17 protein-coding genes are annotated in these 18,633 nt (G+C 60.9%); 10 read left to right on the forward strand and 7 right to left on the reverse strand.

Annotation, left to right across the window (positions count from 1 at the left end; translation table 11 throughout):
* Positions 1-64 precede the first annotated feature (64 nt).
* Together odc2 and PMI03_RS26145 are read left to right on the forward strand one after the other, a co-directional pair.
* A complete protein-coding gene (gene odc2 / locus PMI03_RS26140) occupies positions 65-1,198 on the forward strand; it encodes an ornithine/lysine decarboxylase (protein WP_007700859.1) in 1,134 nt (377 codons plus the stop codon).
* Positions 1,199-1,293: 95 nt separating this feature from the next.
* Positions 1,294-1,884 (forward strand): GNAT family N-acetyltransferase, encoded by a 591-nt coding sequence (locus PMI03_RS26145; protein WP_007700862.1) that lies wholly within the window; start codon positions 1,294-1,296, stop codon positions 1,882-1,884.
* Positions 1,885-1,924: 40 nt separating this feature from the next.
* Here the strand turns inward: PMI03_RS26145 and PMI03_RS26150 are convergent, their stop codons facing one another.
* The 6 genes from PMI03_RS26150 to PMI03_RS26175 all read right to left on the reverse strand — a co-directional run bounded on the left by PMI03_RS26150 (position 1,925) and on the right by PMI03_RS26175 (position 9,065).
* Positions 1,925-3,310 carry a cytochrome-c peroxidase gene (locus tag PMI03_RS26150; protein WP_007700865.1) on the reverse strand — a complete coding sequence of 462 codons (1,386 nt, stop codon included), beginning with the start codon at positions 3,308-3,310 and terminating at the stop codon, positions 1,925-1,927.
* Positions 3,311-3,333: 23 nt separating this feature from the next.
* Complete coding sequence (locus tag PMI03_RS26155; protein WP_007700868.1) at positions 3,334-4,962, reverse strand: phospholipase C; 1,629 nt, start codon at positions 4,960-4,962, stop codon at positions 3,334-3,336.
* Positions 4,963-5,204: 242 nt separating this feature from the next.
* Complete coding sequence (gene cysE / locus PMI03_RS26160; RefSeq protein ID WP_007700871.1) at positions 5,205-6,020, reverse strand: serine O-acetyltransferase; 816 nt, start codon at positions 6,018-6,020, stop codon at positions 5,205-5,207.
* 16 nt (positions 6,021-6,036) lie between these two features.
* Entirely contained in the window at positions 6,037-7,026 is a 990-nt protein-coding gene (locus PMI03_RS26165) for a WD40 repeat domain-containing protein (RefSeq protein ID WP_007700881.1), read from the reverse strand.
* Positions 7,026-8,135: a GTP-binding protein gene (locus tag PMI03_RS26170; RefSeq protein WP_007700886.1), complete on the reverse strand. Its 1,110-nt coding sequence runs from the start codon at positions 8,133-8,135 to the stop codon at positions 7,026-7,028. Before PMI03_RS26170 ends, PMI03_RS26165 begins: the two co-directional genes overlap by 1 nt.
* A gap of 138 nt (positions 8,136-8,273) precedes the next feature.
* Positions 8,274-9,065 carry a creatininase family protein gene (locus PMI03_RS26175; protein WP_007700889.1) on the reverse strand — a complete coding sequence of 264 codons (792 nt, stop codon included), beginning with the start codon at positions 9,063-9,065 and terminating at the stop codon, positions 8,274-8,276.
* 86 nt (positions 9,066-9,151) lie between these two features.
* Between PMI03_RS26175 and PMI03_RS26180 the strand changes: the two genes are divergently transcribed.
* The 3 genes from PMI03_RS26180 to PMI03_RS26190 all read left to right on the forward strand — a co-directional run bounded on the left by PMI03_RS26180 (position 9,152) and on the right by PMI03_RS26190 (position 11,807).
* Positions 9,152-9,664 (forward strand): MarR family winged helix-turn-helix transcriptional regulator, encoded by a 513-nt coding sequence (locus tag PMI03_RS26180; protein ID WP_007700891.1) that lies wholly within the window; start codon positions 9,152-9,154, stop codon positions 9,662-9,664.
* Between the two features lie 120 nt (positions 9,665-9,784).
* Entirely contained in the window at positions 9,785-10,807 is a 1,023-nt protein-coding gene (locus tag PMI03_RS26185; protein ID WP_007700893.1) for a LacI family DNA-binding transcriptional regulator, read from the forward strand.
* 31 nt (positions 10,808-10,838) lie between these two features.
* Entirely contained in the window at positions 10,839-11,807 is a 969-nt protein-coding gene (locus tag PMI03_RS26190; RefSeq protein ID WP_007700895.1) for a 2-hydroxyacid dehydrogenase, read from the forward strand.
* On the opposite strand, the gene PMI03_RS26195 is transcribed toward PMI03_RS26190, so the two are convergent.
* The gene (locus tag PMI03_RS26195) at positions 11,808-12,596 is read right to left on the reverse strand and encodes a gamma-glutamyl-gamma-aminobutyrate hydrolase family protein (RefSeq protein ID WP_007700899.1); all 789 of its coding nucleotides are present in this window, start codon (positions 12,594-12,596) and stop codon (positions 11,808-11,810) included.
* A gap of 296 nt (positions 12,597-12,892) precedes the next feature.
* Between PMI03_RS26195 and PMI03_RS26200 the strand changes: the two genes are divergently transcribed.
* The 5 genes from PMI03_RS26200 to PMI03_RS26220 all read left to right on the forward strand — a co-directional run bounded on the left by PMI03_RS26200 (position 12,893) and on the right by PMI03_RS26220 (position 18,633).
* Complete coding sequence (locus PMI03_RS26200) at positions 12,893-13,999, forward strand: TRAP transporter substrate-binding protein (protein WP_007700902.1); 1,107 nt, start codon at positions 12,893-12,895, stop codon at positions 13,997-13,999.
* Between the two features lie 229 nt (positions 14,000-14,228).
* Complete coding sequence (locus PMI03_RS26205; protein WP_007700905.1) at positions 14,229-16,532, forward strand: bifunctional diguanylate cyclase/phosphodiesterase; 2,304 nt, start codon at positions 14,229-14,231, stop codon at positions 16,530-16,532.
* A gap of 204 nt (positions 16,533-16,736) precedes the next feature.
* Entirely contained in the window at positions 16,737-16,961 is a 225-nt protein-coding gene (locus tag PMI03_RS26210) for an aa3-type cytochrome c oxidase subunit IV (protein ID WP_007700907.1), read from the forward strand.
* Positions 16,962-17,070: 109 nt separating this feature from the next.
* Positions 17,071-18,234 carry a Re/Si-specific NAD(P)(+) transhydrogenase subunit alpha gene (locus tag PMI03_RS26215; protein ID WP_007700909.1) on the forward strand — a complete coding sequence of 388 codons (1,164 nt, stop codon included), beginning with the start codon at positions 17,071-17,073 and terminating at the stop codon, positions 18,232-18,234.
* Entirely contained in the window at positions 18,235-18,633 is a 399-nt protein-coding gene (locus tag PMI03_RS26220; protein ID WP_007700911.1) for an NAD(P) transhydrogenase subunit alpha, read from the forward strand. It begins immediately after the preceding gene.

Genomic DNA, 18,633 nt, shown 5'->3' on the forward strand with positions numbered 1-18,633 from the left:
ATGAGCGTCGCCCTTTGTCCTCTGGGTCTTTCCCGGAGCTTTTGGAATTGAAAAGGGAATTGACATGACCACGCAACGTATTCGCGACTTTCTCGCTACCCGTCGTCCCGATGGTCCCTGCCTGGTGGTTGATCTCGACGTCGTTCGCGACAATTTTCGTGCCTTCCGTCATGCCATGCCGGACAGCGCCATCTACTACGCTGTCAAGGCCAACCCGGCTCCGGAAGTGCTGCGCCTGCTCGCAAGCCTCGGCTCCAACTTCGATTGCGCGTCCGTCGCTGAAATCGAAATGGCGCTCGATGCCGGTGCGACCGCTGCCCGCATCTCCTTCGGCAACACGATCAAGAAGGAACGCGATGTCGCCCGTGCACACGCACTCGGCATCAGCCTCTTCGCCGTCGACAGCCATGAGGAAGTCGAAAAGATTTCCCGTGCCGCTCCCGGCGCTCGCGTGTTCTGCCGCGTGCTGACCGATGGCGAAGGCGCTGAATGGCCGCTGTCGCGCAAGTTCGGCTGTGTTCCGCAGATGGCTGTCGACGTTCTCGTCTACGCTCATCAGCTGGGCCTGGAATCCTATGGCGTGTCTTTCCACGTTGGCTCGCAGATGACCAAGGTCGATGCCTGGGACGCTGCTCTTGCCGATGCCAAGCGCGTTTTCGTCTCGCTGGCCAAGCAGGGCATCCACCTGCAGATGGTCAACATGGGCGGCGGTTTCCCGACCAAGTATCTGCGCGACGTTCCGTCCGCTGAAGCCTATGGCAAGGCGATCTTTGCGTCTCTGCGTGCCCATTTCGGCAACCAGATCCCGCACACGATCATCGAGCCGGGCCGTGGCATGGTCGGCAATGCCGGTGTGATCAAGGCTGAAGTCGTCCTGATTTCCAAGAAGTCGGACAATGACGATGCGCGCTGGGTTTTCCTCGACATCGGCAAGTTCGGCGGTCTCGCCGAGACCATGGACGAGGCGATCCGTTACCCGATCCGCACGGAGCGCGACGGCGACGAGATGGAACCCTGCATCATTGCCGGCCCGACCTGCGATTCGGCCGACGTGCTGTATGAAAAGAACCTCTATCCGCTGCCGGTGACGCTCACCATTGGCGACGAGGTCCTGATCGAAGGCACCGGCGCCTATACGACGACCTATTCGGCTGTAGCCTTTAACGGGTTCGACCCGCTGAAGTCCTACATCATCTAAGGTCCGACTTCGCCGACCCCGTAATCAGCCGGGGCGGCATCCTCACAATAATCTGTCACCGCCGCTGATAACGGTATTGGGCACGGGAGGCCGAGATGGCCGCTGTTCTTGATTCTGTCCGCGCATTCTTTGCGCCGTCCACCTTCACGCTCGACCTGGAAAACGCAGGCGATGTCGTCGCTCGCGAAAATCTGCTCGATCAGGCCATGGGCACTGACCGTCGCAAGAAGTCGTCGGAGAAGATCCGCCGCGGCCGCGTTCCGGCCGAAGGCCTGGCGCTGGTCGCTCGCGACCGCACCGGCCATATCATCGGCACGGTTCGTCTGTGGAACGTCGAAGCCGGCGTCGATCGCGAAACCCGTCCGGTCGAAGCACTGCTCCTCGGTCCGCTGGCTGTCGATGCCGCCCATGAAGGCAAGGGCATCGGCTCGGCGCTGATGCGCGCCGCCATTCTCGAAGCCAAGAAGCGCGGCCATGGCGCCATCCTGCTCGTCGGTGATGCGCCTTACTACGAGCGTTTCGGCTTCTTCGCCGAAAAGGCCCGTCATCTCGTCATGCCGGGACCGTTCCAGCGCGACCGTTTCCTGGCGCTTGAGTTGAAGGAAGGCTGGCTCGCCGGTGCCGCCGGTATGATCATCGCCAGCGGCCGCAAACTGGCCCAACAGCCGATCGCAAAGGCCGCTTGAGGCTGATTTGCCTTCGCCCCGATGGGGCGAAGGCATGATATCACTTTGCCGCCTTCACCCCATCCTTTGCTGGGTCATATCCATCCGTCAGCGTCTTCAGAAACGCCACGACGTCGGCAATTTCGGCGTCGTTCAGAGCCGGTGCATCGCCTTGTTTGCGGTTCATTGGTGCGTCGATGATGTCGATATTGGCCTGATATTGCTGCGGTAAATCATTGAATTTCTGCACATGCCCGTTGGCATCCTTCGGATAGATCTCCTCCGGATTGGTGTCGCGCTTGACATAAAACCGGGTGACATCCCCCAGCGAGCGATAGACGCCATTGTGGAAGAAGACGCGGCGGCTGGCGACATTGCGCAGCGTCGGCGTCTTGAACAGCCCGCAATTCTGCGGCTGGGCGGAATAGGTGTCGTTGCGCAGCGGGCCGCAGATGCCGATGTCGTAGTAATGCGGGTCGGCATTGGCCGGGATGTCCGGATTGCGCGGCGCGCCCAAGGCTTCGAACTCGAAATCGGTGAAGTTCGGCATCTGCCCGTCGCCCATCATCTTGTCGAGATGGCAGGAGGCGCAATTGCCCTTGTTGGCGTCGTCGAACAGTTTCAGCCCACGCTGCTCGGCATCCGAGAGCGCCGCCTTGCCGCGCAGATAATAGTCGTATTTGCTCGTATAGGGATGGAAGGAGGGCTCTTCGATCTGGTAGCGGGCGAGCGCAAAGCCGACTTCGGCAATCGCCATGTCCTGATCGTTGAGGACGTTGCTGCCGAAGAGGGCGGCGATATCCTTGCCATAGCCCTTTTTCAGCTTCGCATAGACGGTCGCCGCATCCGCATTTGCCATTTCGAAGGGCGAAATCATCGGCTGCAAGGCCTGCTCCTCCAGCGAATCGACACGTCCGTCCCAGAACATGCCGCCCTGCGGCACGAGGTTCGCGGCGGCAGCATCGGCCTTGACGACGGCTTGCGCGGTCAGTGGCCCGGCAACGACCGCCGGCGTATTGGCGAGGGCAACACCAGAGGCCTCGGTCATCGGCGCTGCCTCCGCCGCCTCGTCGGCAGCGCTTTCTTCTCCGATCGAGAAGGAAGGGGTCGACATCTTGTAGGCGAGGCTCGGCACGGTGCGGATGCCCGGCTGGTCGAGATGCACGCCGCCAAGCTGTACGGAGAGACCATTGGCCGGCGCATAGTGATTGTTTGGATCATGGCAGGTGGAACAGGACATCTGGCCGCTGCCGGATAGCGAGGGGTCGTAGAACAGCTTCTTGCCGAGCTGGGCAACGGCGCTCAGCGGCACGGTATCCTCATAGGTATTCGTGGCCGGGGAGGCATCGGGGGCAGGCTGGTTTGCCATGCCGACGGTCGCCCCCGCGAGCGACACGCCCGCGAGTGCGATGAGCGGCAGGAGACGGTGATTGGATTTCAGAGACATCGTCCGTCCCCCTCTTCTTTCGCTTAGGACGCGCTGTTGCCGGTCTTCGTGTCGAGGATCAGCTTTGGCGTATCGCCCTTCGACCAGTCGAACATGGCGTTTAGCGAGCCGGAGATGGCATCGAACGAACCGCCGCCGAGGCGCGCGCCGCTCATCCAGTTATCCTCGATGAAGCGCATGACGGAGGTCTGGTCGGTCAGCGTGTGGTCGACGAAATTGACCTTGGCGTAGGGCGAGATGACCAGCAACGGCTGGCGCGTGCCGTAGCCGCAGCGGCCCTGGGCCGGCTGGCCGTTGAGGCCCGGCAGCGGTGTGCCGGTGGAGCAGCTGTCGCCGCTGAGCACGTCATAGCCCTTGACGCTAAGCTTCGACGGATTGACGACCGCATGAGCGTGGTCATACCAGCCGTCGGAATCGTCGTAGAGAAGGATGATGGCGGTGTCCTTCCAGTCGGGCGAATTCTGGACGGTGTTGACGACCTGGATCACAAATTCCTGCTCGTCGAGCGGATCGGAATAGCCGGCATGGCCGTCCTGATAGGCGGGTGCCTTCAGGAAGCTGACGGTCGGCATGCTGCCGTTCTTCAGCGCGGCATAGAAGTCTGTCACGTCATACTGATGATTGGCGGCGTCGGTGGTGCCGATTGCTGCGACCGAGGACGGACGTGCATGCGTCGGGTTGGCCGTCGAGGCATAGTACTGAAATGGCTGGTGATGCGGAATGTAGTCGCCGTAGTTGACCTGGGTGACGGGCGAGGTCGTGGCGCGCTTGCAGCCGGTGGTGCCGTCGGCGTTGGTCTGGGTCAGGTCGAAGCCACCTTCGAAGAAACCCCAGGTGATGTTGTGTGCGTTCAGCATGTCGCCGATGTTCTTGCCGTACATCAGCGCGGTCTGGCCGACGGAACAGACGTCGCCGGTCGGGTCGAAGTCGCTGATGGCGGTCCAGCCGCCATTGCCGTCGGGCACGATGCGGCCCTTGGAATAGGTGCCGTCCTTCTCCAGCGTATAGCCGGGCGGCAGGATGGCGCCGTTGGTCTGGCCGGAGATGAGGTTGAGCGCACCGGGGGTCGATGGGCCGAAATTGGTGGAGAAGGAATTGTCGTTCAGTGCGTAGTGTTGGGCATAGTTCCACATGGCGGTGACGGTGTTGCCGTCATAATAGCCCATGACCTGGCCCTTGGTGCCGAATGCGCCGGCCGCACCCTTGGTGCCCTTGCCGGTATTGGCGGGGAAAAGGTCCATGGCGAAATTGTTGTAGGCCGCCTGCTCGGCGGTATAGCCGTGGTTCTGCGACTGCGTGGCCGCCTGGGTGCGGTCGAGGCGGAAGGGGGCTGCGGCATCGGTGCCATTGGCCGCATTGGTCTTGTTCGGGTTGTTGTCGATAAGACCGGCATTGGCGAGCGTATTGATGTCGGCTGGCGTGTTGTCGGCGGCCTTGAATTCCGGCTCGCCGGCGACGTTTGCGGCCTTGGGGTAGGTCGCGAAATAATGGTCGAAGGAGACGTTTTCCTGGAAGATGACGACCAGGTGCTTGATCGGCGTAGCGGTGTTGGTTGCCGGCGTCGTGTCAGCGGCACCAGCGGCGGAACAGAGCGAAACAAGGGCAAGTGCGCTGCCTGCTGCAAGGGCGGCGCGACGCGAAAGACGGGTCATGGTGATATCCTCTCAAGTGGGGGCATTGCCCCGGCGCTTTTGCGCCGCGCCGGAACAGAGGGAACCATGCCGGGCTATCAACGGTATGTGACAGTTCCGTGAAGGGGTGCCTTGAGAGTGGCGGTCACAGCCGCGGAAGGCACAACCAAGCGATTGATTTTGTTGGAATGAAGGAGGGGAGCGTACGCCGGTGAAGCATGAGGGTGCGACGGTGCTACCTTATGTCACGGGGCATCTATCCGCTAGATATTCTGATCCATCGTCTCCGCCGGGATCTCATCGGCGGGATGGATGCGGACGACCGTGGCCGGGACGCCGGCGACGGTGCAGTGGGGTGGAACCGGTTTCACGACGACGCTGCCGGCCGCGACCTTGCTGAAAGCGCCGACTTCGATATTGCCGAGGATCTTCGCGCCGGCGCCAATCATGACGCCATGGCGGATCTTCGGATGCCGGTCGCCGGTTTCCTTGCCGGTGCCGCCGAGGGTGACATTCTGCAGGATCGAGACTTCATCCTCGATGACGGCGGTCTCGCCGATGACGATGCCGGAGCCGTGGTCGAGCATGATGGACGCGCCGATCTTAGCCGCCGGATGGATGTCCGGGCCGAAGACCAGCGAGGCGAGGTTGGACAGCCAGCTGGCGATTTCCGGCCGGCCTTCCGTCCAGAGCGCATGGGCGATGCGGTGTGTCTGCAGGGCGTGGAAGCCCTTGAGGTTGAGCAGCGCATGCAGATAGGTCGTGCAGGCGGGATCGCGGGTCCGCACGGCAACGAGGTCGGCCTCGGTCGCCGGCAGGATCTCGGGATGGCGTGTCAGCATATCCTGGAAGAGGGCGAAGAGGTCGCGAGTCTCTATCCCGGCAGTGGAGAGCCGGGCGACCAGGACATTGGCGAGGCTTTCGGCATCCGATCGCGTCGCGACGATCTGCGTCGTCAGCAATGGGCGAAGCGTCGGTTCGCGGCCGGCAAGATCGATGGCCTCGTGGCGGATCACGTCCCAGACGCTGCCTGGTGTGGCAGTGGAATGTCCGGCGATTGCCGTACCTGTCTGGGACATGGTCCTGTCTTTCTCGTCAGGCGGAAATATCAACAACGCCGCAATCGCCGGCCTCGGAGGCAAAGGCGAGCAGCTTGCCGGATTTGCTCCAGCTCATCGAGGTGATCGCACCTTTGCCGGGACGGCGCAAGAGCGCCTCCTTGGCGTCGCCGATACGCACCGCCAGGATCATGCCGTCGATGAAGCCGATCGCCAGGATGTCTTCCGCCGGATGGAACTTGACTGAGGTCGCCATGATGTTGGCGCGGGTGCCGAGCTCCTGCGGCGCCTTGCCCATCGGGCCGTCCTTGCTCTGGAAGGGCCAGACGATCGCCGCCGGGGCGCCGGAGGAGGCGAGCCACTTGCCCTTGGCGGACCAGGACAGCGACTTCACCTTGGCGGGATAGCCGGTCATACGCATGTGCCGTGCTTCGCCACCCGGCTTGCTGTCGAGCTTCCAGCCGTGCAGGGCGTTTTCCTGCATGGTGGTGACGACGAATTGGCCGTCCGGCGAGAAGGTGACGCCGGTATGGGCGCCCTTCCACTCCAGATTGATCGGCTGTGCGCTCATGCCGACCCAATGCAGCGACACGCCGTTGTAGCGGGCCGCGGCGATGCGCAGGCCCTTGGGCGCGAAGGCGAGGCCTTCGACGGTGCGCTCCTCGGTGAATTCCTTGGTCGAGCCGTCGGCAAGCCGCACGAAGCTGCTTTTCCCGTAGGCATAGGCGACCGCGCCTTGCGGGCCGGCGGCAAGCTGGGTGATCCATTTGCGCGGCGCTTCGGCAAGCACGGTCACGCCGCCATCGGCTGCGATCCGCAGGACCTTGCCGTCTTCACCGCCGGAGATCAGGCTGTCGCTATGGGGATCGCGGATGCAGGTGAGCATGCCCTGATGGGCTTCGCTTACTTTTTCCCCGCCTTCCAGCCGATGGATCGTGCCGGCGGCGCTGGCGAAGATGGGGGTATCCCCTAAAAATTCGACGGCCAGAACGTGGCCGTCGATATCAAGCGGAGCGACAGTCGGCATCAGGCGGCTGCCTCGCAGGCATTGAAGCTCTTTTCCAGCTTTTCGCGGTCGAGCTCGCGGCCGATGAAGACCAGGCGGCTCTCATGCTTTTCGCCGTCTTTCCAGGCACGCTGATGGTCGCCTTCGATGATCATGTGCACGCCCTGGACGACATAGCGTTCGGGATCGCCCTTGAAGGCGATGATGCCCTTCAGGCGAAGGATCTTCGGGCCATCGGTCTGCGTGACCTTCTGGATCCACGGGAAGAAGCGGTCCGGGTTCATCTCGCCGCCGCGCAGCGACACCGACTGCACCGTCACGTCATGGATCGGCGACGGGGCATGGTGGTGGCCATGATCGTGATGATCATGATCATGGTGATGATGGTCGTGATCGTGCCCATGATGATGGTGATCATGGTCGTGATGGTCATGACCGCAATCCGGACCGCAGACATGATCGTCATGGCTTTGATCGAGGAAGTGCGGATCGTTTTCCAGCGCGCGCTCGAGGTTGAAGGCGCCCTGGTTCAGCACGCGGGCGAGATCGACGCCGGAGCGGGTGGTCTTGTAGACGCGTGCGGCCGGGTTGATGGCGCGGACGATGTCCTCGATCTGCGCCAGTTCTTCCGACGACACGAGATCGGACTTGTTGATGACGACGACGTCGGCAAAGGCGATCTGGTCTTCGGCCTCGCGGCTGTCCTTCAGGCGCAGCGGCAGATGCTTGGCGTCGACGAGCGCAACGACGGCGTCGAGCTCGGTCTTGGCGCGGACGTCGTCGTCCATGAAGAAGGTCTGGGCAACCGGAACCGGATCGGCAAGGCCGGTGGTCTCGACGATGATGCCGTCGAAACGGCCGGGGCGGCGCATCAGGCCTTCGACGACGCGGATGAGGTCGCCGCGCACGGTGCAGCAGACGCAGCCATTGTTCATCTCGTAGATTTCTTCGTCCGACTCGACGATCAGGTCGTTGTCGATGCCGATCTCGCCGAATTCATTGACGATGACGGCGTATTTCTTGCCGTGGTTTTCGGAGAGAATGCGGTTCAGCAGAGTCGTCTTGCCGGCACCGAGATAGCCGGTGAGAACGGTGACGGGAATGGGCTTTTGCGTGGCTGTTTCGGTCATGGGAGCCTCGAAATATGGGATTTCCCCCAAGGGGGCGGAAAATGATCGGGTTCCATATAAGGAGTTGAACGCGTCAGTTCAAAGGCTTTTGTATGTTATAAGATCACATTAGGCTTGGGATCGCGGATCCGTTGAGGTTTACGTCAGTGCCTCCGCATCAAACGCATCAACATCCCGCAAAAGCTCCACCAGCCCCTTTACCGCATGCGCAATCAGCCGCTCGCCCTTTTCCGCCGTTGCGGCGCCTGCATTGCCGGCCACGCCCTCAGCGCTCAGATCCGACATCTTCCAGCCGAATGCATGCGGCCCATAGGCCCGCAGATGCTTGAAGCGCTGCGTGTAGTCGGACTGCCGGGAGGGGAAATCAGTGGCCTTGCTCATGTCGACCATTTCCGGATGGAGCGCTAGCATCACCGATGTCTCGATGTCGCCGCCGTGGATGTCGATGGCCTTGTCCTCCGGCGCGATCAGGCCCTCCGGCACGCCGAAGCGTGTCCAGCTGGTCGCCACCGCCAGCATGTCGAAGCGGATGCGCGCCTCGGTCGCGACGATGGTCATCAAGGGCGAGTTGCCGCCATGGGCGTTCAGCATGACGAATTTTCGGATGCCGAGATGATGTATGGCCTCGGCAATGCCGAGCCAGCGGTTGACGGCTTCATCGAAGTCGAGCGTCTTTGTGCCGGCAACATCCATGTGCTCGATGGAATAGCCGACCGGCTCCACGGGTAAGAATGTGACGGGCAAATCGGCGGGCAGGGCGGCCTTCAAATGGGAAACGATGCCCTCGGCGATCAGTGTATCGGTGTCGAACGGCAGATGCGGGCCATGTTGCTCATGGGCGCCAAGTGGCAGGACGGCGATCCAGTTTGCTCTGTCTGCGGGCGCCAGCGTCCTATCATTGTCATCGAAACGTGGCAAAGGCTGTGCCATCTGCAGGTGTGCCTCTTGTTTATGTCAGTAACCTAGGCAATGTCATAACGTGATGATGCAGTGGCGGAAAGAGCAACGGAATCACAATGGGTAAGAAGCACAAGGACGGCAAGAAAAGTAAGTCGGGTAAAAAGAAGGATCACAGCGAGTACACGCTCGCTGATTTGTCGCCGGCGTTGACGCAGGCGGCGCGGTCCATGCGAACGGTTCTGACGCGCAACCTGACGGCCAGTGGCCTCTACGCGGGCCAGGATGGCGTTATCCTCGCGCTTGCGGCCAGTGACGGTCTGCCGGCGGGAACGCTGGCGCAGAAGCTTGGCGTCAAGGCGCCGACCATGACCCGCACGATCGGCCGCATGGAAGCGCAGGGCTTCCTCGAGCGCCGGCCGGATGCCGAGGACGCGCGGTTGACCAAGGTCTATCTCACCGAAGCGGGCCGCAACAGCGTCAGCGAGATCGAAAGTTCGGCTGCTGCCTGCGACGAACTTGCCACGCGCGGCTTTTCGGAAAAGGACGTCCGTTCGCTGGTGCGGCTGCTGAAGGCCATCGAGGGCAACCTTCATATCGGCGACCACGACGAGGATGCTGAGGAATTTTAAGAATTCCCGAGGATTCGAGTTGCGCAGGCCGATTAAAGCTTTTAATTAAAGTTTTTAAATTCCGGAATCGTAAAACGACGGAATGGCATATTCGGCTGCGTTTCACGGGGAGGGGAGCGCATGGCGCAAAAGATAAAACTGTCTACCATTGCGGAATCGCTGGGTATTTCAACGGCAACCGTATCCCTGGCCTTACGCGACAGTCCGCTGGTGGCGGTCAACACGCGTGAGAAGATCAAGGATCAGGCGCGGGCGCTGGGTTATATCTACAACCGCCGCGCGGCCAGTCTCAGGACTTCACGATCCGGGATCATCGGCGTGGTCGTCCATGACATCATGAACCCGTTCTACGGCGAAATCCTCAAGGCGATCGAAAGCGAGCTCGATCGCAGCCGTCATACGTTCATTCTTTCCAACCATTACGATTCGGTCGAGAAGCAGCGGACCTTCGTCGAAACCTTGCTGCAGCTTGGCGGCGATGGCATCATCATGTCACCGGCGATCGGCACGCCGGCGGAGGATTTCGATCTGGCGGAGGAGAACGGCATGCCGGCCATTCTCGTCGCCCGTTCGATGGAAGGGCTGGATCTGCCGACCTTTCGCGGCGACGACAGCTACGGTATTTCGCTTGCCACCAATCATCTGATCAGCCTCGGCCACCGCACTATCGCGATGATCGGCGGCACCGACCAGACCTCGACTGGCCGTGATCGTTACCAGGGTTATGTCAATGCTTTGCGCAAGGCGGGTATCGAGGTCGATCCGGATCTGCGCATACCCGGCGCCCGTTCCAAGCAGGGCGGTTTCGAGGCGGCGGTGCATCTCCTGTCGTTGCCGCAGAAGCCGACGGCGGCCGTCTGCTGGAACGATCTCGTCGCCATTGGTCTGATGAACGGCATTTCCCGCGCCGGCCTTGTGCCGGGTAAGGATATTTCGGTCACCGGCTATGACGATCTGGAGGAGGCGGCGATCGCCACGCCGGCGCTGACGACGGTGTGGAACGGCCAGGCGGAAGTCGGAAGGCTTGCAGCACGCGCGCTTTTGGATAGGCTGGCAGGCAGCCATGAGCCGGATGGTATCCATCTTATCAAGCCGGAAATGCGTATTCGCCAGTCGACATCTCCCTATCAGGCCCGCCAATAGCGCCGCACGACATATTCAAGAGGAAAGATCCATGTCCGATAACCGCATCGCCATCCTCGTTCCGGGGAAGATACATCCGCGTGTTCTCGAAAGGCTTGGCGGGCATTTCGATGTTATCGCCGCCGATCGTAGCGATAGCCCCCAGGTCGATGTCGGGACTGCGGCGCGCGTGCGTGGTGTTGCTGTCGCCGGTGGTTTCAACGCGGCCTGGATCGACGCTTTTCCGAATATCGAGGTCATCGCCAATTTCGGCGTCGGTTATGACGGTATCGATGTCAATCATGCGGCAGCAAAGGGTGTCGTCGTCACCAATACGCCTGATGTGCTGAACGACGAAGTGGCCGATACGGCGATCGCGCTGCTTTTGAACACGCTGCGCCAGTTTCCGCAGGCGGAAACTTGGCTGCGGCAGGGCCGCTGGGCGAATGAGGGGCCTTTCCCGCTTTCGCCTTTCTCGTTGAAGGGGCGGCGCGTCGGTATTTATGGCCTTGGTCGCATCGGTCAGGAGATCGCCAAGCGGCTGGAGCCGTTCAAGGTGAAGATCGGCTATCATACCCGCACGCCGCGCACGGAACTGGCCTATGATTATTATCCGTCGCTGAAGGCGATGGCGGAGGCCGTGGATACGCTGATCAGCATCGTGCCGAAAACGGCGGAGACGCATAAGGTCATCGACGCCGAGATCCTGTCAGCACTCGGGCCACAGGGCGTATTCATCAATGTCGGGCGCGGTTGGTCGGTGGATGACGACGCGCTGATCGCCGCTCTTGGAAACGGCACGCTCGGGGCTGCCGGCCTCGATGTCTTCTATGATGAGCCGAATGTTCCAGCGGGTTATCTTTCCTTGCCGAACGTTTCGCTGCTGCCGCATGTGGCGTCCGCTTCGGTGCCGACGCGCAACGCGATGGCCGATCTCGTTGCGGACAACATCATCGAGTGGTTCGGCAAGGGTGCGGTGCTGACGCCGGTGCCCGAAACCCCTGTCAAGCCAAAGGGCTGATCAGAGTGCAGATTGGCGGCGGGGAGTGGCGATCGGCTGTTCCTTGGCCGCCGCATAATCACGCACGGCATCGCCGAAGGCGACAAACAGCTTGCGCGATGGCGAATCCGTTTCCGCCCAATATTCCGGATGCCATTGCACGCCGACGGCGAAAGCCTTGGCGTCGATGACGGAGACGGCCTCGATCGTGCCGTCTTCGGCGATGGCTTCCACCTGCAGCCGTGGTGCCGTGTCGGCGATTGCCTGACGATGCAGCGAGTTGACGCGCACCTCGCCGGGGCCGACGACAGCGGCAATGCAGGAGCCTTCCTTGACGAAAACGCTCTGGCGGATCGAATACATCGTGTCGCGGTCGACATCTTGCGGTTTGCGATGGTCCCAGATGCCTGGCTGTTCCTGGATTTCGCTGGCGAGTGTGCCGCCGAGCGCGACGTTCAGCTCCTGAATGCCGCGGCAGATGGCGAGCATGGGAATGGCGCGCTCGATAGCGCGGCGGATGAGCGGCAAGGATGTGGCGTCGCGGGCCGGGTCGAAGGGGCCGTCGCTCTCATGGGCTTCTCTGCCATAGAGCGAAGGATGCACGTTGGTGGCCGAACCGGATACCAGCAGCCCGTCGACGCGGTCGAGAATGGCGTCGATATCGTTGCCGTCTTCCATTGCCGGGACGATCAGCGCCATCAGGCCGGAGGCTTTGACGGCGGCGCGGACATATTGCTGCTGCACCGCATGCCAGGTTGCGCCGTCGAATTCGCGGATGTCGGCGGGAATGGCTATGATCGGTCTGGACATGCGAGGCTCCGGAAACATGCAAAACTGCCGGGCCTGGTCGAGACCCCGAATGAATATGGTGTCGATGCCGCGATGGGCCAACTTGCCGAGAAATCTACGCGAAGAGCAGGCATTCGGCAACGCGGGACGGCCGCGGCTGGGCTTTGTTTCCCTTTGTCGTGACGATGTACAGGAATCGCCATAATGCAGTGCAAAAGCAAACTTGAAAGACAATACGCGGCATGGTTAAGCTCCAACGCTTGCGCCATGATCGGGAGAATGTATCTCCCGCAATGCCATCCGTGTGAGAGGTTATAATGGATCGCCGTTCGTTCATCAGACGGGCCGGAGCAGTCGGTGCGGGTGCCGCCGCCTCAGCGCTTGCCAGTCCTGCCATCGCCCAGGAATATCCCAAGATCACCTGGCGGATGACGTCGTCGTTTCCGAAGAGCTTGGATACGATCTATGGCGGCGCGGAGGATATCGCGCAGCATGTTTCGGACGCGACCAATGGCAATTTCGTCATTCAGACCTATGAGGCCGGAGCGATCGTTCCCGGCCCGCAGGTGGCCGATGCCGTGAGCGCCGGCACCGTCGAGGCGGCGCATACCTGCTCCTATTATTTCTGGAACAAGGACCCGACCTACGCCATCGGCACGGCGCTGCCCTTCGGCCTCAATGCCCGGCTCACCAATGCCTGGTTCTACCAGGGCGACGGCAACAAGCTGATGAACGAATTCTATGCCACGCAGGGCATTCTTGGCCTGCCCGCCGGCAATACCGGCGTGCAGATGGGCGGCTGGTTCCGTAAGGAAATCAATACGCTGGATGACCTCAAGGGCCTGAAGATGCGTATCGCCGGCCTGGCCGGCAAGGTAATCGAGAAGATCGGCGTCGTGCCGCAACAGGACGTCCCCGTCAGCGACATCTACGACGCGCTCGACAAGGGCACGCTCGATGCCGCGGAGTGGGTCGGTCCGTATGACGACCTGAAACTCGGCTTCCAGAAGATCGCCAAATATTACTACTATCCCGGCTGGTGGGAAGGCGGTGCCGTCGTGCATGCCTTCTTCAATCTGGAAAAATGGAACGGGCTGCCGAAAAACTATCAGGCGATCCTCGCGGATGCCTGTGCCTTTGCCAACACCAACATGCTGGCCAAATATGACGTTAAAAATCCACAGGCACTGAAGGATATCGTCCAGCAGGGCGTGACACTGCGCCCCTTCAGCCAGGAAATTCTCGAAGCCTGCTTCCAGGCGGCCACCGGCATTTATGCTGACCTTTCGAAATCGAATGATTATTTCAAGCGGATCTATGAGGATCAGGTTGCTTACAAGAAAGATGCCTATCTCTGGATGCAGCTTTCCGAATACACTTTCGATACTTTCATGATGATTCAGCAGCGGGCGGGCAAGATTTGACCGAAGATGCTTTGCTGATCGTTGTTTTCTATTTTAGCGCCTCATGACGAAGAAACTATAATCCAAGTAGAGCGTGGCTTCATTCATTGCTCGAATGTGGTGCAAAATATCACTAAAAATCGATGTAAATTATCGCGTGATTGGAAAATCCATCCAAATATGCGCGATCTGGGCAATCAAATTTTAAAACGTTTCAACTAGAGTTCGCGCCGCATCAGGGGAGCTCTGAATGAAGCCTCAAAACCCGAACATCGTGCCGACGGATGTTTATTTGTCGTTCGTCAGTTCGCTTTTCGGAAACCGTGGCACATTGCTTACGGGGGTATTCGTTCATATCCTCGCCTATGGCATTGTCTTCCTGAGCACGGGCGCTGGCATCTATCTTGGTTTTTGCCTTGTCTTAGCCATCGTCTTCGCTTTCCGCATCCATTCGTTCCGGCAATTTGACGCGCTCGAGAAGAGCGTCCTTTCGCGCGCCGATATCGCGCGCTGGGAAACGCGCTATGTGCTCGGCGCGACGGCGGCGACGCTGATCCTCGGTGTTGCCAGCGGTTATGCCATCCTGATCGTCCAGAATCCGCTGGCGGAATTCATCTGCATCGCGGTGACCATGGGATCGATGGTATCGATCCTTGGCCGCAACTATGGTTCTCAGAAGGCGATCGACCTGCAGACCATGGCGTGCTGCCTGCCGATTATCGTCGCCTGCCTGATGTCGGGGCAGCCTTATATGGCAATCGTTTCCATCATGCTGGTGCCCTTCGGACTGACGACGCGTTCGATGGCGAGCAACCTGCGTGAGTTTCTCTACAAGAACGTCATAGTGTCGCGCGAGATATCGCTGATCGCTGATCGGTTCGACACGGCGCTCAACAATATGACGCATGGCCTGTTCATGCTGGATGCCGACAACCGCATCCTGGTGGTCAATCGAAAGGCTTGCGAACTTCTGAATCTGACGAATCCCGAGCAGCTCAGGGATTGCGATTTCGACGTCGTGTTGCGTTATGGCGTACGCCATGCCTCCATCGACGGTTCTCTTCCGGGCTTGATCCAGCAACAGATCGAGCAGCTTGTCGACGGCTCGCTGTCGCGCACGCTGATTGAGCTCGGCGAAGACCTGTTTCTGGAGTTTTCGGCGAGCCGTCGCGCCGATGGCATCGTCATCCTGATCTTCGAGGACGTCACGGCGCGTATCCGGGCCGAGCGCAAGATCCTGCATATGGTGCGCTTCGATCCGCTGACCGGCCTGCCGAACCGCGAATACTTCGCCGAATTGACGAAGGAGAAGCTGGCCGCGCATGTTGGCGACGGCCGGATCGGCTTTCTGGTTCTCGATGTCGACGATTTCAAGCACGTCAATGATTTCAAGGGGCATGTGACCGGCGACCGGCTGCTGGTCGCTATCGCCGCGCGGCTGAGGGAGACGGCGGGCGATAGGGCGCTTTGCGCGCGCCTGGTCGGGGACCAGTTCGTGCTGTTCTTCCCGAACGATGACGGCATCGAGGATCTGGATGGGCGCATATCCGCGCTGCATGCCGCGATGGCAGGCACCTACGAGGTGGATGATCATAGCCTTCGTATCTCCTTCAGCGGCGGCTACGTGACCATGTCGAGCAGCGAGTTCCGTCCGGAAGAATGGCAGATCAAGGCCGATCTGGCGCTGTTCGACACCAAGTTGCGGACGAAGGGCGGCTGCTCCGCTTTCGAAGAGGAAATGGATGCTCGCTACATCGAGCGGCAAAAGCTGAAGACCGATCTGCGTGAGGCGATCGAGGCCGGCAAGCTGCATGCGGTCTATCAGCCGATGTTCACGCCGGACGGCGGCCACATCGATTGCTGCGAAGCGCTGGCGCGTTGGGTTCATCCGGAAAAAGGGTCGATCCCGCCCAATGTCTTCGTACAGATCGCCGAGGAGATGGGGATCGTTTCCGGCATCACCCGCTTCATGCTCAACCGGGCCTGCCGGGATTGCGCCGGCTGGCCTCGATCTCTCTCGGTCTCGGTCAATCTCTCGGCGCAGGATCTGCGCGGCAATGACATTGTCGCTGTCGTGACGGAAGCGCTGGAGGCATCGGGGTTGGAGCCGTCACGCCTGCATCTGGAGGTGACCGAAAGCTGCCTGATGGACGAGGTTGCCACCGTTCGCTCCATTCTCGCCGATCTCAGGGCCAAGGGCATCACGATTGCCATCGATGATTTCGGGACCGGTTTTTCCAGTCTCAGCTATCTCGATTCACTGCCGGTGGATATCGTCAAGATCGATCGCTCCTTCGTGCACGAGATCACCGGCGACAGCCGCCGTTTCAAGCTCCTGTGCGGCATCGCCGATCTCTCCCGGGCTCTGGGTCTGAAAATCGTCGTCGAAGGCGTCGAGACGCCGGAACAATTGGCACTCATCAACGAGCGCGGCCTGGCCGACGTGATCCAGGGCTATGTGTTTTCGATGCCGGTGTCGCTGGCGCGGGTCGGCGAGATGATAGACGGTCTCGACCGCAATCGGCCGGCCCTGCGCCAGGATATCCTGGCCTAAGGCTGCCGGGAGTACTGCGATCGGTTTCCAATCGCTCCTCTGCGACGTTCTCGTGCATTGCATTTTTTCTCGCTTTGTGTAACGCCTCGGTAGAGGAAATCTGGCTGCGGTGCCCTATCAAGAGATACCGCAGCTTTTGAGGGCGAACTCCAGCCGGCAGCTGTTGCAAGCTTTGTCGGGGAGCGGATTGAGGGGAGACTTTGCATGGCCGAACATCATACCGGACCGATCGAAACCGGTGCTCCGATGGATTACAAGGAGCACGAGAAAACCTATAACGGGTTCCTTTTGGTCGCCAGGGTTGGATCGGCGATCATCGCCGCGCTGTTGATCGCGATGACAGCGGGTTTCTTCGGTCACGCTGGCCTGTTCGGCGGGTTTCTCATTTTCGTCGTTCTTTCGATCGTCGGCGCCTTTCTCGCGCGCTGAACGTCGCTGGGCCATTCGGCCCGCGCTTTCCCTGAGATCTTGGCCTGATTTCGCAGGCTGTTGTGCTGCTGTCTCCAGCAGGGCTGTCGTTTGATGCGAGGTGGTGTCGTTGGGCAATCTGGTTTTTGTCGCCAAGGAGACCGTAGGGGATGAGACGCGTGTCGCGGCATCCATCGAAACGGTGAAGAAGATGAAAAGCCTCGGCTTCGATGTCGTGGTGGAAGCAGGCGCCGGCGCCTTGTCGCGCATTCCGGATAGCGAATACGAGGCTATCGGCGCGCGTATCGGGGCGGTCAAGGATGCCAAGCGGGCCGACGTCATCCTCAAGGTCAGGCGGCCGACACCCAAGGAGATCAGCGGCTACAAGCGCGGCGCGATCGTCATCGCCATCATGGATCCCTATGGCAACGAAGCCGCGCTGGTCGAGATGGCGAAGGCAGGGCTGACGAGCTTTGCCATGGAGCTGATGCCGCGCATTACCCGCGCGCAGTCGATGGACGTTCTGTCGTCACAGGCCAATCTTGCCGGTTATCAGGCGGTGATCGAGGCGGCTGCGGTCTATGACCGAGCGCTGCCGATGATGATGACGGCGGCGGGCACGGTGCCGGCGGCGAAGGTCTTCGTCATGGGTGCGGGCGTTGCCGGCCTGCAGGCGATCGCGACGGCACGACGGCTCGGCGCGCAGGTGTCGGCGACGGACGTTCGTCCGGCGGCCAAGGAACAGGTCGCTTCGCTCGGCGCGAAATTCATCGCCGTCGAGGACGAGGAGTTCAAGGCGGCGGAGACCGCCGGCGGCTACGCCAAGGAAATGTCACAGGCCTATCAGGCCAAGCAGGCGGCCCTGGTTGCCGAACATATTTCCAAGCAGGATATCGTCATCACCACAGCCCTCATCCCCGGCCGCCCGGCGCCGCGGCTCGTCAGCCGCGAGATGCTGAAAGCGATGCGGCCCGGTGCGGTCGCCGTCGACCTCGCCGTCGAGCGCGGCGGCAATATCGAAGGCGCCGAGTTCGGGACTGTCGCCGATGTCGAAGGCGTCAAGGTGGTCGGCTATCCCAATATGGCCGGTCGCGTTGCGGCGAGCGCGTCCGCTCTCTACGCCAAGAACCTCGTCACCTTCCTGGAGACGATGGTCGACAAGGATACCAAGAGCCTCGGGCTCAACCGCGCCGACGAGTTGATCAAGGCGACGATGCTGACCGACGGCGGCGAAGTCGTGCACCCGAATTTCGTCGACCCGGATCAGCCGACCGTCAACAAGGGAGATGTCTAAATGGCCAGCCAAGCAATGGATCAGGCGCTCCAACAGCTGAATGACGCCGTTACTGCGGTCAGGACTGCCGCTGCGCAGGCCCCGGAGGCCGTCAGCGCCGCATCCGGCGGCGCGATCGATCCCTTCGTCTTCCAGCTTGCGATCTTCGTGCTTGCGATCTTCGTCGGCTATTATGTGGTCTGGTCGGTGACGCCGGCTCTGCATACCCCGCTGATGGCGGTGACGAACGCCATCTCCTCGGTCATCGTCGTCGGCGCCCTTCTGGCGGTCGGCATTTCCGCCAGCGGACTTGCGACCGGCTTCGGCTTCGTGGCGCTGGTGCTGGTTTCGGTCAATATCGTCGGCGGTTTCCTTGTCACCCAGCGCATGCTGGCGATGTACAAGAAAAAAGACAAGTGA

The organism is Rhizobium sp. AP16 (assembly GCF_000281735.1).
Lineage (GTDB): Bacteria > Pseudomonadota > Alphaproteobacteria > Rhizobiales > Rhizobiaceae > Rhizobium > Rhizobium rhizogenes.

Bases quoted from the DNA above. Each gene is read 5' to 3' on its own strand.
- odc2 (WP_007700859.1), top strand. From the start codon at position 65: ATGACCACGCAACGTATTCGCGACTTTCTCGCTACCCGTCGTCCCGAT.
- PMI03_RS26145 (WP_007700862.1), top strand. From the start codon at position 1,294: ATGGCCGCTGTTCTTGATTCTGTCCGCGCATTCTTTGCGCCGTCCACC.
- PMI03_RS26150 (WP_007700865.1), bottom strand. From the start codon at position 3,310: ATGTCTCTGAAATCCAATCACCGTCTCCTGCCGCTCATCGCACTCGCG.
- PMI03_RS26155 (WP_007700868.1), bottom strand. From the start codon at position 4,962: ATGACCCGTCTTTCGCGTCGCGCCGCCCTTGCAGCAGGCAGCGCACTT.
- cysE (WP_007700871.1), bottom strand. From the start codon at position 6,020: ATGTCCCAGACAGGTACGGCAATCGCCGGACATTCCACTGCCACACCA.
- PMI03_RS26165 (WP_007700881.1), bottom strand. From the start codon at position 7,026: ATGCCGACTGTCGCTCCGCTTGATATCGACGGCCACGTTCTGGCCGTC.
- PMI03_RS26170 (WP_007700886.1), bottom strand. From the start codon at position 8,135: ATGACCGAAACAGCCACGCAAAAGCCCATTCCCGTCACCGTTCTCACC.
- PMI03_RS26175 (WP_007700889.1), bottom strand. From the start codon at position 9,065: ATGGCACAGCCTTTGCCACGTTTCGATGACAATGATAGGACGCTGGCG.
- PMI03_RS26180 (WP_007700891.1), top strand. From the start codon at position 9,152: ATGGGTAAGAAGCACAAGGACGGCAAGAAAAGTAAGTCGGGTAAAAAG.
- PMI03_RS26185 (WP_007700893.1), top strand. From the start codon at position 9,785: ATGGCGCAAAAGATAAAACTGTCTACCATTGCGGAATCGCTGGGTATT.
- PMI03_RS26190 (WP_007700895.1), top strand. From the start codon at position 10,839: ATGTCCGATAACCGCATCGCCATCCTCGTTCCGGGGAAGATACATCCG.
- PMI03_RS26195 (WP_007700899.1), bottom strand. From the start codon at position 12,596: ATGTCCAGACCGATCATAGCCATTCCCGCCGACATCCGCGAATTCGAC.
- PMI03_RS26200 (WP_007700902.1), top strand. From the start codon at position 12,893: ATGGATCGCCGTTCGTTCATCAGACGGGCCGGAGCAGTCGGTGCGGGT.
- PMI03_RS26205 (WP_007700905.1), top strand. From the start codon at position 14,229: ATGAAGCCTCAAAACCCGAACATCGTGCCGACGGATGTTTATTTGTCG.
- PMI03_RS26210 (WP_007700907.1), top strand. From the start codon at position 16,737: ATGGCCGAACATCATACCGGACCGATCGAAACCGGTGCTCCGATGGAT.
- PMI03_RS26220 (WP_007700911.1), top strand. From the start codon at position 18,235: ATGGCCAGCCAAGCAATGGATCAGGCGCTCCAACAGCTGAATGACGCC.